The sequence below is a fragment of the Bacillus sp. C-3-6 genome, assembly GCF_054509685.1.
The window spans coordinates 3,606,507-3,620,559 of sequence record NZ_CM137247.1 but is presented as its reverse complement, the minus strand read 5'-3'; the positions used below and the strand labels follow the sequence as shown (position 1 = coordinate 3,620,559).

The 14,053-nt window shown below is 36.2% G+C and carries 12 protein-coding genes and 1 riboswitch; all 12 genes read left to right on the top strand.

Annotation, left to right across the window (positions count from 1 at the left end):
- The first annotated feature begins 17 nt into the window (after positions 1–17).
- The 12 genes from ACW0JX_RS18430 to ACW0JX_RS18375 all read left to right on the top strand — a co-directional run bounded on the left by ACW0JX_RS18430 (position 18) and on the right by ACW0JX_RS18375 (position 13,975).
- A complete protein-coding gene (locus ACW0JX_RS18430; protein ID WP_000593001.1) occupies positions 18–1,259 on the top strand; it encodes a M16 family metallopeptidase in 1,242 nt (413 codons plus the stop codon).
- 134 nt (positions 1,260–1,393) lie between these two features.
- Positions 1,394–1,645 carry a YlmC/YmxH family sporulation protein gene (locus tag ACW0JX_RS18425; RefSeq protein ID WP_001239757.1) on the top strand — a complete coding sequence of 84 codons (252 nt, stop codon included), beginning with the start codon at positions 1,394–1,396 and terminating at the stop codon, positions 1,643–1,645.
- A gap of 170 nt (positions 1,646–1,815) precedes the next feature.
- Positions 1,816–2,718: a dipicolinic acid synthetase subunit A gene (gene dpaA, locus ACW0JX_RS18420; protein WP_000954735.1), complete on the top strand. Its 903-nt coding sequence runs from the start codon at positions 1,816–1,818 to the stop codon at positions 2,716–2,718.
- The gene (dpaB, locus tag ACW0JX_RS18415; RefSeq protein ID WP_000053596.1) at positions 2,715–3,314 is read left to right on the top strand and encodes a dipicolinate synthase subunit B; all 600 of its coding nucleotides are present in this window, start codon (positions 2,715–2,717) and stop codon (positions 3,312–3,314) included. The genes dpaA and dpaB overlap by 4 nt, the downstream gene beginning before the upstream one ends.
- 150 nt (positions 3,315–3,464) lie before the next feature.
- Entirely contained in the window at positions 3,465–4,511 is a 1,047-nt protein-coding gene (gene asd, locus ACW0JX_RS18410; protein WP_000414846.1) for an aspartate-semialdehyde dehydrogenase, read from the top strand.
- Between the two features lie 23 nt (positions 4,512–4,534).
- Complete coding sequence (dapG, locus tag ACW0JX_RS18405; RefSeq protein WP_071729816.1) at positions 4,535–5,767, top strand: aspartate kinase; 1,233 nt, start codon at positions 4,535–4,537, stop codon at positions 5,765–5,767.
- An 11-nt stretch (positions 5,768–5,778) separates the two neighbouring features.
- Positions 5,779–6,657, top strand: a complete 879-nt coding sequence (gene dapA, locus ACW0JX_RS18400) for a 4-hydroxy-tetrahydrodipicolinate synthase (RefSeq protein ID WP_459244993.1) — start codon at positions 5,779–5,781, stop codon at positions 6,655–6,657.
- 736 nt (positions 6,658–7,393) lie between these two features.
- Positions 7,394–9,064, top strand: coding sequence for a ribonuclease J (locus ACW0JX_RS18395; protein WP_000823089.1), 1,671 nt, complete (start codon positions 7,394–7,396; stop codon positions 9,062–9,064).
- A 103-nt stretch (positions 9,065–9,167) separates the two neighbouring features.
- Positions 9,168–9,917, top strand: coding sequence for a translocation-enhancing protein TepA (gene tepA, locus ACW0JX_RS18390; protein ID WP_000139807.1), 750 nt, complete (start codon positions 9,168–9,170; stop codon positions 9,915–9,917).
- On the top strand, positions 9,914–10,117 hold the full coding sequence (locus ACW0JX_RS18385) for a YlzJ-like family protein (RefSeq protein ID WP_000605020.1): 204 nt from the start codon (positions 9,914–9,916) through the stop codon (positions 10,115–10,117). Before tepA ends, ACW0JX_RS18385 begins: the two co-directional genes overlap by 4 nt.
- 212 nt (positions 10,118–10,329) lie before the next feature.
- The gene (locus ACW0JX_RS18380; protein WP_053563764.1) at positions 10,330–12,711 is read left to right on the top strand and encodes a DNA translocase FtsK; all 2,382 of its coding nucleotides are present in this window, start codon (positions 10,330–10,332) and stop codon (positions 12,709–12,711) included.
- A gap of 203 nt (positions 12,712–12,914) precedes the next feature.
- A riboswitch (purine riboswitch) is annotated at positions 12,915–13,016 on the top strand.
- A 233-nt stretch (positions 13,017–13,249) separates the two neighbouring features.
- Positions 13,250–13,975 (top strand): GntR family transcriptional regulator, encoded by a 726-nt coding sequence (locus tag ACW0JX_RS18375; RefSeq protein WP_000114182.1) that lies wholly within the window; start codon positions 13,250–13,252, stop codon positions 13,973–13,975.
- The last annotated feature ends 78 nt before the right edge of the window (positions 13,976–14,053 follow it).

The window sequence follows — 14,053 nt, the reverse complement described above, 5'->3', positions numbered from 1 at the left end:
CAGTAGGAGGAAAGTTTTTGATTAAAAAATATACTTGTAAAAATGGTGTAAGAATAGTTATGGAGAATATACCAACTGTAAGATCGGTTGCAATTGGTATTTGGATCCATGCGGGATCAAGAAATGAAAATGAAAAAAATAATGGGATTTCTCACTTTTTAGAGCATATGTTCTTTAAAGGGACAGAAACACGTAGTGCACGAGAGATTGCAGAATCATTTGATAGCATTGGTGGTCAAGTGAATGCATTTACTTCAAAAGAATATACTTGTTACTATGCAAAAGTATTAGATGAGCATGCTAAATATGCTTTAGATGTTTTAGCAGATATGTTCTTTAATTCAACATTTGATGAGGAAGAACTGAAAAAAGAGAAGAATGTCGTATGTGAAGAAATTAAAATGTACGAAGATGCGCCAGATGATATTGTGCATGATATGTTAACGAAAGCAACATATGAAACGCATCCACTTGGATATCCTATTTTAGGAACAGAAGAAACGCTTAATACGTTTACAGGTGATACGTTACGTCAATATATAAAAGATCATTACACACCTGAAAATGTAGTTGTATCAGTTGCAGGAAATATTGATGAAGCATTTTTACAAACAGTGGAGCAATATTTCGGTAGTTATGAAGGAACAACAAACCGTGAACAAGTACATAGCCCAATTTTCCATTTCAATAAGGTAGCCCGTAAAAAGGAAACGGAACAAGCTCATTTATGTCTAGGATATAAAGGCTTACAAATGGGACACGAAGATATTTATAACTTAATTGTATTAAATAATGTTTTAGGTGGTAGCATGAGTAGCCGTTTATTCCAAGAAGTACGTGAGCAACGTGGATTAGCTTACTCGGTATTTTCTTACCACTCTTCTTATGAAGATACAGGTATGTTAACACTTTACGGTGGAACAGGTAGCCAACAATTAGATACACTGTATGAAACAATGCAAGAAACATTAGAGACATTGAAAAATACAGGTATTACAGAAAAAGAGCTTATGAATAGTAAAGAGCAATTAAAAGGAAACTTAATGTTAAGTTTAGAAAGTACAAATAGCCGTATGAGTCGTAACGGTAAAAATGAATTGCTTCTTCGTAAACATCGTTCACTTGATGAGATTATTGAAAGTGTAAACACTGTAACAAAAGAAAATGTGGACGGATTAATTCGCAACATGTTTACTGATGAATTCTCTGCGGCACTTATTAGTCCAGACGGAAAACTTCCAAAAGGAATAAAACTATAATCGATTTTTATGATGTATCTGATAATAACCTTCTCTCTTTTTAAATGAGAGAAGGTTATTTTTTTTATCCATATAGAATAGGTACTAATTATAGACAATGCAAATGAAAAATTCAGTAGGGGAGTGGAGTATGTATGCGATTAAGTGAATTAAGTGGTAAAGAGGTTGTAGATATAGAAAAAGCGGAAAAAATGGGAGTCTTAGGTTATATGGATTTAGAGATTAATGAGAAAGACGGACAAATACAAACACTTATAATACCTGTAGGGAAGTGGGGAGGTTTTAAAAAGGAACCACAAGAAGTAAGGGTGGCATGGAATCAAATAAAGAAAGTCGGACATGATATGCTTCTTTGTGATAGTATAGATCGTTCAAATTCGGAGTGAAGGATGGCCATTTTGGTCATCTTTTTTTGTATCTACATAGAAACCTGATAAATCATATGTGCATTTGGATTTTCAATCACCATAAACTCGTACATTACATATGATGTGGAGGAAAAAGAAAAAGTAGGCACTTTTCTTATAAATGACAGAAAAAGAAGGTGAATTAGGGAATGTTGACTGAGATGCATATTGCTGTCATAGGAGGAGATGCAAGGCAGCTAGAAGTAATTCGTAAGCTAGTTGAATTGGATGCGAAACTTTCTTTGATAGGGTTTGATCAGTTAGATCATGGTTTCACAGGGGCAGCAAAAGAAAGTATACAAAATTTAGATTTCACTTCTGTAGACGCAATCATTTTGCCGGTTGCAGGTACAAATGCTAAAGGAGAAGTAGATACTATTTTTTCAAATGAAAAAGTTTCAATAACGAAAGAACAAATTGAAAATACACCAGAACACTTTACTATATATTCGGGTATTGGTACACCTTACTTGGAAAATCTCGTATCTACTACGAACCGAAAACTTGTTAAATTATTTGATCGTGATGATGTGGCAATATACAATTCTATTCCAACTGTAGAAGGTACATTAATGATGGTAATTCAACATACCGACTATACAATTCATGGGTCCAATGTAATGGTTCTAGGATTTGGTAGAACAGGAATGAGTGTTGCGAGAGCATTTCAATCATTAGGAGCCCATGTCAAAGTTGGAGCAAGACGATCTGAACATATTGCACGTATTACAGAAATGATGTTTTCTCCTTTTCATATGCAAGACATAGAGAAAGAAGTAGGGAATATCGATATTGTAATCAATACAATTCCGCACCTCGTTGTAACAGCGAATGTTATTGCAAAAATGCCAGCTCATACGTTAGTGATTGATTTAGCTTCTAAACCAGGTGGTACTGACTTTAGATATGCGGAAAAAAGAGGAGTCAAAGCGTTGCTAGCACCTGGATTACCAGGTATTGTTGCTCCCAAAACGGCTGGGCAAATTTTAGCAAATGTTCTTTCTCAGTTATTAGCAGCAGATGCAATTGCAAAGGAGGAGGAAAAGAAATGAGTTTGAAGGGGAAACGAATTGGTTTCGGATTTACGGGTTCACATTGTACGTATGAGGAAGTTATGCCGCACTTAGAAAAATTAATTGCTGAAGGGGCAGAAGTACGTCCCGTTGTTTCATACACTGTTCAATCAACAAATACTAGATTTGGAGAAGGAGCAGAGTGGATTAAGAAGATTGAAGAAATAACAGGTTTTAAAGCAATTAATTCAATTGTTGGAGCAGAGCCACTTGGACCTAAAATTCCATTAGACTGCATGGTAATCGCTCCTTTAACAGGAAATTCTATGAGTAAATTTGCAAATGCAATGACAGATTCTCCAGTACTAATGGCAGCAAAAGCGACGCTAAGAAATGGCAAGCCTGTCGTATTGGCAGTTTCGACGAATGATGCTTTAGGATTAAATGGGGTAAATCTCATGCGCCTAATGGCCACAAAAAATATCTATTTCGTCCCATTCGGTCAAGATGCGCCAGAGAAAAAACCGAACTCAATGGTAGCTCGTATGGAGTTACTGGAAGATACAGTATTAGAAGCGCTGCAAGGAAAGCAATTGCAACCGGTGGTCGTAGAAAAATTCAGATATATGAATTAAAAAACGAAAAAAAACGGACAATTTTTGATGAAACCATCATTCTTACTGTAGAATATGATAAAATTAACGTTATTAAGATTAGAAGGGGTATTGTATACTCCTTCTGATTCTAAGTTATAGAAGGATTGGTATCTAGAAAGGGGCATAGTGATGGAAAAGCAAAAAACTTTTCATGTCGCTGTAGTTGGAGCAACCGGCGCAGTTGGTGAACAAATGTTAAATACTTTAGAGAAACGAGAATTTCCAATCGGGAAATTAACGTTACTTTCATCTAAACGATCTGCAGGTAAGAAACTTGTATTTAAAGGCGAAGAATTTACAGTTCAAGAGGCAACTCCTGAAAGCTTTGAAGGAGTAGATATCGCACTATTTAGTGCTGGTGGATCTGTATCGAAACAATTAGCGCCAGAAGCAGCAAAACGCGGTGCGATTGTTGTTGATAATACAAGTGCATTCCGTATGACAGAAAACGTGCCACTTGTTGTACCTGAAGTAAATGAAAACGACTTAAAAGAACATAATGGTATTATTGCAAATCCAAACTGTTCTACAATTCAAATGGTAGTAGCTCTTGAGCCAGTTCGTCAGCAATATGGTTTAAAACGAGTAATCGTTTCCACATATCAAGCTGTATCAGGGGCTGGTGCGGCAGCTATTGAAGAACTTCATGAACAATCACAAGCAATCTTAAATGGCGAAGAAGTTAAGGCAAATGTTCTTCCTGTATCAGGTGATAAGAAGCATTTCCCAATTGCTTTTAATGCGATTCCACAGATTGATAAGTTCCAAGATAATGGATTTACATTTGAAGAAATGAAAATGATTAACGAAACAAAAAAAATTATGCATATGCCTGAATTAGAAGTAGCGGCAACATGTGTACGTTTACCAGTTGTATCAGGACACTCTGAGTCTGTTTACATCGAAGTAGAAAAAGAAGGCGTAACAGTAGCAGAATTAAAGAGCTTACTTGCAAATGCGGAAGGTATTGTTCTGCAAGATAATCCAGAAGAGCAGTTATATCCAATGCCAGCTACTGCAGTAGGTAAAAACGAAGTATTCGTTGGAAGAATCCGTAAAGATTTAAATAACGATAAAGGATTCCATCTTTGGGTCGTATCTGATAACTTATTAAAAGGCGCTGCATGGAATTCTGTTCAAATTGCAGAGCGCTTAGTAAAATTACAATTAGTGTAAACGGCTAAGAGAAGGTGCAAAATATGAAAATAATTGTTCAAAAATTTGGTGGCACATCAGTACGTGATGACAATGGACGTAAGCATGCGCTTCATCATATAAAGAAATCATTAGCTGCTGGTTATAAAGTAGTTACTGTCGTATCTGCTATGGGTCGTAAAGGTGAACCATATGCAACGGATACGTTATTAAGTCTTGTAAATCAAGAGGAATCTACTATTTCTAAACGTGAGCAAGATTTATTATTATCGTGCGGAGAGTTAATCTCTGCAATTGTTTTCTCTAATATGTTGAATGAGAACGGTGTAAAAGCAGCAGCATTAAATGGTGCACAAGCTGGTTTTGTAACGAATGATGACTTTACGAATGCAAAGATTATTGAAATGAATTGCGATCGTATACATGAAGAGTTAGAAAATGTAGATGTAATCGTCGTTACAGGATTCCAAGGGCAAACGAAAAAAGGTGATACGACAACACTTGGACGCGGAGGTAGTGATACTTCAGCTTCAGCATTAGGTGTTGCACTTCATGCTGAATACATCGATATATTCACTGATGTAGAAGGTGTTATGACTGCGGATCCTCGTATTGTAAAAGATGCACGTCATCTTCAAACTGTAACGTATAACGAAATTTGTAACATGGCTTATCAAGGTGCGAAAGTCGTTCATCCACGTGCAGTTGAAATTGCGATGCATGCAAAAGTGCCACTTCGTGTACGTTCTACGTATTCTGATAGTGAAGGTACGCTTATTTCAGCATATGACGGTGCTACAAGAGGTCGTGATGTAGAAGAACGTCCTGTTACAGGTATCGCCCACGTATCAAACGTAACGCAAATTAAAGTGCTTGCAAAAGAAACGGCATATGATTTGCAACAACATGTGTTTAAAGAGATGGCGAACGAAGGAATAAGTGTCGATTTAATTAATATTTCACCTACTGGTGTAGCATATACGGTGAGTGATAATGTATCAAGTCATGCAGTTAAATTATTAAAGAACCTTGGATATGAGCCAATTGTGACAGAGCATTGTGCGAAAGTATCTATCGTTGGAGCTGGAATGGCAGGATACCCAGGGGTTACTGCGAAAATCGTTACAGCTTTAGCGGAAAAAGGTATTCAAATCCTGCAATCGGCAGATAGTCATACAACAATTTGGGTTCTTGTAAAAGAAACTGATTTAGTGGAGGCTGTAAATGCATTACATAGTGCGTTTGAGCTTTCAAAAGAAAAGCAACTGGAACAATAAGGAGTGAGACCATGATAGATTTTGGGACAATTGCAACCGCGATGGTAACACCGTTTAATATAAACGGGAATATCGATTTTGCAAAGACAACGAAATTGGTAAATTATTTAATTGATAACGGTACAACAGCAATCGTGGTAGGAGGAACGACAGGAGAATCTCCTACATTAACTTCAGAAGAGAAAGTAGCGTTATATCGCCATGTCGTATCTGTTGTCGATAAAAGAGTGCCCGTAATCGCTGGAACAGGTAGCAATAATACGCATGCTTCTATTGACTTAACTAAAAAGGCAACAGAAGTTGGTGTGGATGCAGTAATGCTAGTAGCACCGTATTATAACAAACCGAGTCAAGAAGGAATGTATCAGCATTTTAAAGCAATTGCTGAAAGCACGCCGCTTCCGGTTATGCTATATAACGTTCCAGGACGATCTATTGTACAAATCTCCGTTGATACAGTTGTTCGTTTATCAGAAATAGAAAACATTGTTGCTATTAAAGATGCCGGCGGCGATGTGTTAACAATGACAGAAATCATTGAAAAAACAGCGGACGACTTTGCGGTATACAGCGGTGATGACGGTTTAACGTTACCAGCTATGGCAGTTGGAGCGAAAGGTATCGTTTCGGTAGCCTCTCATGTTATCGGAAACGAAATGCAAGAAATGATTACAGCATTTCAAGCAGGAGAATTTAAAAAGGCACAAAAATTACATCAATTACTTGTAAGAGTAACTGATTCATTATTTATGGCGCCAAGTCCAACTCCAGTAAAAACAGCGTTACAAATGGTTGGATTAGATGTAGGTTCTGTACGTTTACCACTTCTTCCATTAACAGAAGAAGAAAGAGTAACGTTACAATCTGTAATGCAATCTATCCCTCGTTAATAAAAAATGACCTAGTGTAGGACTAGGTCATTTTTTATTATATGCAAATCTTTTCCTCTTTTTCTTACTTATATGTGTTCTTATAAGAATATTAATCGCTTCTTCATTATGTGTATAAGAAAATAATCGTACCCCTTTAACTGAGTCAAAAAATGATAGATATTATGGCATAAACGTAATAAACTATGGTGTCTGTTTTTAGAGAAATCCCCTCAAATGTGACGTAATTCATAAAAAAACTCCATTTTGTAAGTGTTTTTGTTGGATTCTAGAAAAATAAATCTTGAAACTCCCTATTATGAAATGAATTTAGCGTATGTATGGCTAGTTCTTCAAAATAATATGGAGTATAAAATCGGAGTAAATATAAAGGAAATACGTTCGATACTTTTGTTGTCATTCCGTTCTTTTCCTCTTTCTTTCGCACGATTTAACTTGTGTTCTATTTCTTGTATCAGGTATAATATGGCTAAGTAGCTTAGTACGGGTATGCTTAGCAAAATTGGGAAAAATTATAATTTAATTAAATTTTCATATCATATCGAATAAGATATTTGATTTATATAATGAAAGAGAGGTGAAACCTGGTTTAAAAAATAAACAAGGACATGATATCGCATAACGGTAAGGACATTCGTCTTGGACGGTGAAAATATGGTGGTTGTAGAGTTTCCCCTGGTGTCTCTGCAATTTTAGTGAAATCAGTGTTTGCAAGATTTTTAAACCAGGCAACAACATGAAGAGAAAAGAGAATGAGTCTGTTAAAGTATTTGCTCTTGGTGGAGTAGGTGAAATCGGGAAAAACATGTACTGTGTTGAAATTGATTCTGAAATCTTTATCGTAGATGCGGGGTTAATGTTCCCGGGAGATGAAATGTTTGGAATTGATATCGTTATTCCTGATATTACATATTTAGTGGAAAATCAAGAGCGAGTAAAAGGTTTATTTATTACTCACGGTCATGAAGATCATATTGGTGGAATTGTGTATGTGCTTCGTAAATTATCTATTCCAGTCTATGCAACGAAATTAACAGTAGGACTTATACAAGAAAAACTTGGTGAAGCGGGCATGTTAGGCCGTGTAGACCTAAAAACAATCGATTCAAATTCAACAGTAGAGTTTAACACTACAACAGTGTCATTCTTCGGAACGACACATAGTATTCCGGATTCTGTTGGCGTTTGTTTCCATACATCAAAAGGTGCAATCGTATATACGGGAGACTTTAAATTCGATCAAACTCCAATTGGAAATAGTGGAGCAGATCTTGGGAAAATGGCGCAAATCGGAAATGAAGGTGTACTTTGCCTATTATCTGATAGTACAAATGCAGAGCGTCCAGGGTATACAGGTTCAGAAAAAGAAGTTGGTGTAGAAATTTCTAAAGTGTTCTACGGCGCAGAAGGTCGTATTATCGTTGCTTCATTTGCATCGAATGTACATCGTATTCAACAAGTATTTGATGCAGCTGCCGAAACAGGGCGAAAAGTAGCGGTAGTAGGACGTAGTATGGTGAAAGTAGTAGACATTGCAAGACGTCTTGGTTATTTAGATGTTCCAGAAGGTATGGTTATTTCATTACAAGAAGTAGACAACTTCCCAGAGAAAAAGGTAGCTATTTTAACGACAGGTAGTCAAGGTGAACCGATGGCTGCTCTATCTAGAATGGCAAAACAAGCACATAAACAAATTTCAATTCGTAAAGGTGATACTGTTATCATTGCTGCTTCGCCAATTCCGGGTAATGAAATATCTGTATCAAAAATTATTGATTTGTTATTTAGAGCTGGAGCTGAAGTTGTTTATTACGGCGAAAGAAAAGTTCACGTTTCAGGTCACGGTAGCCAAGAAGAATTAAAATTAATGTTAAATTTAATGAAACCGAAGTACTTTGTACCCGTACATGGTGAGTTTCGTATGCAAAAAGCACATGCGTATTTAGCTGAAGATGTAGGTATTACAAGAGAAAATATCTTTATCGTAGAAAAAGGCGATGTAATTGCTTTTGGTGACGATGAAGCGAACTTAGTCGGTAAAGTACAAGCTGGTAATGTTTTAATTGATGGATTAGGTGTAGGTGACGTTGGTAATATCGTTCTTCGAGATAGAAAGATGTTATCTCAAGATGGAATATTAGTAGTTGTTGTAACACTTGGTAAAGATGAAAAGAAAATTATCTCTGGTCCAGAAATCATTTCACGTGGTTTCGTATATGTTCGTGAATCAGAAGCGTTAATTGAACGATCTACAGAGATTGTACGTATGATTGTTGAGCAGTCAATTAAAGAGTATTCGATTGAATGGTCAATGTTAAAACAAAATATTCGTGAATTATTAGGACAGTTCTTGTACGAAGAGACAAAGAGAAAACCTATGATTTTACCGATTATTATGGAAGTATAAAAAAGATTACCCTTATGGGTGATCTTTTTTTCTTTTTAACCCTATCGAATGAAATTTATAACTTAAGAAATAATAGTTATATACGAGTGAAAGGGGATGCGAAATGACAGAACGTGATCGATATACAAATGAAGAAAAAGAAGCTGAGCCAAAAGAAGCTGGAAAAGAGGCTTCAATAGTAGAAAAAATTCAACAGCTTGGACAGACAAATGTACCACAGATGAATGAATCACGTATTCATTGTTTAACGATTATCGGACAAGTGGAAGGTCATGTTCAATTACCGCCGCAAAATAAAACAACAAAATACGAGCATATCATTCCGCAAATTGTTGCGATTGAACAAAATCCAAAAATTGAAGGTTTGCTGTTAATATTAAATACGGTTGGAGGTGACGTTGAAGCTGGACTAGCAATTTCTGAAATGGTAGCTTCACTTTCAAAGCCAACAGTATCTTTAGTTTTAGGTGGGGGACATTCCATTGGTGTACCGATTGCTGTTTCTACTGACTATTCGTTTATTGCGGAAACTGCGACGATGACAATTCATCCAATTCGTTTAACAGGTCTTGTCATAGGTGTGCCACAAACATTTGAGTATTTGGATAAGATGCAAGAAAGAGTCATTCGTTTTGTGACGAAGCACTCGAAAGTAACAGAAGATCGTTTTAAAGAGCTTATGTTTGCGAAAGGAAATTTAACGCGAGATATTGGGACGAATGTAATTGGTGGGGATGCAGTAAAGTACGGTCTTATAGATGATGTTGGTGGTATTGGAAATGCAATTCGAAAATTAAACGAATTAATCGATGTTCGCGCGGAAGGTAGTGCAGAAGGGACAATGTTACAATGATTTTATATACAATTATGCCAGAGCAACTTGTGTATCCGGCCGATTATTCACAATGTGAAAGTCAAAAAGTTGTAAATATAAATGGTGTGGAATTAATGGTTTCTGAAGAGGAACATGGATGTTATTCTATTGTACGTGTGCTAAGTACGGACCCACTTCACTATTTAGAGTTTGAGCCAGGTCAGAAAATAACCTTTTAGCAAAAAGAAGGATTTTGTTTAGAAGCTATGGTATAATATAAAAAACAAGACGGTTGAGCAGCCATGAGTAGGCTGCTTTCTTCTGTTTATTTAGCATTTTACAAGAAGTGTAAAAATAGAAGATATAAAGACCTGAAAAATAGAGAAAACAGACATATAAATAGAGCGTTTTTAGGAGAGCTTTACTTATATGTAGAACACGAGGTGAAGAAATGGCAAAACAAAAGCAAAGAGGGACGAAGGCAAAGGCAAGACGTACGATAAAGCCAACTTTGTATTATGAAATCGTCGGTTTAACTCTTTTTGCACTTTCAATCATTACGATTTTACAGCTAGGCGTTGTAGGGAAATCGTTTGTGTTATTTTTTCGCTTCTTCTTTGGTGAGTGGTACATAATTGGTGTGTTAGGTGTAATAGCTTTATCGGTTTCCTTTGTTATAAAACGCGGATGGCCGAACCTTTTAAATAAACGGTTAATTGGATTTTATTTAATTGTATTGGCAATATTAATGTTTAGTCATATTACATTATTTAACCTTCTTACAAAAGATGGAGCAGTGCAAAATACTTCTGTTATTGTGAGTACGAAAGATAACTTCTTTCTTGAAATGAAAAAAGGGCCAGATAGCGTTCATTTAGGTGGTGGTATGTTTGGTGCGCTTATGTTCGCGACATGTTACTTCCTATTCGACGAAGTAGGAGCCTATATCATTGGAATTATTTTAGTTATTCTCGGGGTACTCTGTATAACAAATAAACATATTGGAGAAGTGTTAGCTCCAGTTGGTAGAATTCTTAGAAGTCAATTTCAAGTGATACAAGGGGATTATAAAGATTGGAAATCCAAAAGAACGGCTGAACAAACAGAAAAGAAAAAAACAACAAGAAGTACAAGAAGCAAACGTGCTGCAGAACAAGAAGAAGTTATTGAGCCGATGGAAGAAATCCAAATTGATCCGCCAATTATTTCAAATTTCACTGAGAATTATCCTGTAAATGAAGAAGAGGATAAACGAATTGAAGTAGAGCAAGAAGATTTGATCACTTCACCGTTTATTGAAGAGACTCCACCAATTGAAGAATCAAAGAAAAAGCGTGGAGAAAAAATTGTTGAATCGTTAGAGAGTGAAGCGCAAGCACCTCCTATGCAATTTTCAAATGTAGAAAATAAAGATTACAAGCTTCCTTCACTTGATATATTAAAATTTCCAAAGAATAAGCAAGTTACAAATGAAAACGCGGAAATTTATGAGAATGCTCGTAAATTAGAACGTACATTCCAAAGTTTCGGAGTGAAAGCGAAAGTAACCAAAGTGCATAGAGGTCCTGCAGTTACAAAATATGAAGTGTATCCTGATATGGGGGTAAAGGTAAGCAAAATTGTCAGTTTAAGTGATGATTTAGCCCTTGCTTTAGCTGCAAAGGACATTCGTATTGAGGCGCCAATTCCCGGGAAATCAGCTGTAGGGATCGAAGTTCCGAACTCAGAAGTTTCGATGGTAACGCTGAGGGAAGTTCTTGATTCTAAGGCTAATAATCATCCGGAAGAGAAGTTGTTAATTGGTCTTGGCCGAGATATTACAGGTGAAGCTGTATTAGCCCGTTTAAATAAAATGCCCCATTTACTCGTAGCTGGTGCGACAGGTAGCGGGAAAAGTGTATGTATTAATGGTATTATTGTTAGTATTTTAATGCGTGCAAAACCGCATGAAGTAAAATTAATGATGATTGACCCGAAAATGGTAGAGTTAAATGTATATAACGGTGTGCCTCATTTGTTAACGCCAGTTGTAACTGATCCGAAAAAAGCATCGCAAGCATTGAAAAAAGTTGTGAGTGAGATGGAACGTCGTTATGAATTATTTGCTCATAGTGGTACACGTAACATTGAAGGATACAATGATTATATAAAAGAACATAATAGTCAATCAGAAGCGAAACAACCCGAATTACCGTATATTGTAGTCATTGTGGACGAGTTAGCAGATTTAATGATGGTTGCTTCGTCTGATGTAGAGGATGCGATTATGCGTCTAGCGCAAATGGCTCGTGCTGCTGGTATTCATTTAATTATTGCAACGCAACGTCCGTCAGTTGACGTTATTACGGGTGTTATTAAAGCAAATATTCCATCGCGTATTGCATTCGCTGTATCTTCTCAAACAGATTCTCGTACAATTCTTGACGGTGGTGGTGCAGAAAAGCTACTAGGTCGTGGCGACATGCTGTTTATACCAATTGGTGCATCGAAACCTGTACGTGTACAAGGCGCATTTTTATCAGATGATGAAGTTGAGAGAGTTGTAGAATATGTTATTGGACAGCAAAAAGCACAATATCAAGAAGATATGATTCCGCAAGATGTTCCTGATACGAAGCAGGAAGTAGAAGATGAATTATATGATGAAGCGGTTCAACTTGTAGTGGAAATGCAAACAGCATCTGTTTCTATGCTGCAACGTAGGTTTAGAGTAGGTTATACGCGAGCTGCTCGTCTAATTGATGCAATGGAAATGAATGGTGTAGTAGGTCCATATGAAGGTAGTAAACCGAGAGAAGTACTCATTAATGATGTACAAGAAAAAAGTTCTTAAAAAAAGCCTAATTGTTTTTACAATTAGGCTTTTTTATATAGTGTTTTTGTTATATACTATACTCAGCAATAAAGAAAGGGCTTACATTTATAGGGGCCCTATAGAATACGAATACTTTGAGTATGTTTTATGTAAATGTTCGATATTTAATGCAGAAAAATGTTGGATTTTGTTGACACGTATGAGAGCAAGTGGTAAGATTACTTCGAAAAGAATCACTGCCTCATATAATCTTGGAGATAAGGTCCATAAGTTTCTACCTGGCAACCATGAATTGCTAGACTATGAGGGGAAAAGTGTGTAACAAAGGATGTAAAGGATCTTTGTGCCGAACTTTTTCTCGAAATGAGGAATGTTTATGGTGCAAAGTTTTTTTTATACAGTAAAGAGTGAAAATTTCATTTTAAAAAATTATTATTATTTATTCGACAATTGTGCTTATTTTTAGTGGTTAGTCATTTGTACTATGTTGTAAGTTGAAAAAAGAGAAAAGAAGTCTTACATCAGAGGTCGAATAATTGAAATGCGGGGGAGTCTTATGTCAGTAAAATCCGATAGTCGTCACCTATATTTACGGGTGATTGATCACATCAAAGAAAAAATTAAAGATGGGGCTTATAAAGAACGACAAAAGTTACCATCAGAGTTTGATTTAGCGAAAGAACTTGGCGTAAGTAGAGCGACTTTAAGGGAAGCGTTACGTATTTTAGAAGAAGAAAATGTTGTCATTCGTAGACATGGTGTAGGGACATTTGTAAATGCAAAGCCATTATTTTCTTCTGGAATAGAACAACTTTCTAGTATTACAGATATGATTTCTAGTGTGGGGAAAACACCAGGAACGATCTTTTTATCATCATCTACTACAACTTTAACAGAAGAGGAAAAAGAGAAGTTTAATAGTGAAGATGGTTTTAATGCAGTGATGATTGAACGCGTGCGTACAGCAGATGGGGAACCTGTTGTATATTGTATCGATAAACTTGCAAAAGAAATATTGCCAGATTTATCGGGTTACAATGAGGAATCATTATTAACGGTGATACATAATAACACGCATAAGCGCATAACATATGCGGTTGCTCACATTGAGCCAATTGGCTATCACCCTAAAATCTCACCGATTTTAGAATGTGAGCCTGAAACAGCACTGCTTGTATTAAAACAAATGCACTATGATCAAAATGATGAGCCAATCTTATATTCTATCAATTACTTTAGAGCTGATAAGTTTAGCTTCCACGTATTAAGAAAGCGTATGTAGGTAAGTTCCTTTTTAGGGAGGTGACAGCAAGAAGTAAGGGACAGCAGCGAAAGAATAAATAAATATATATCATTTTTG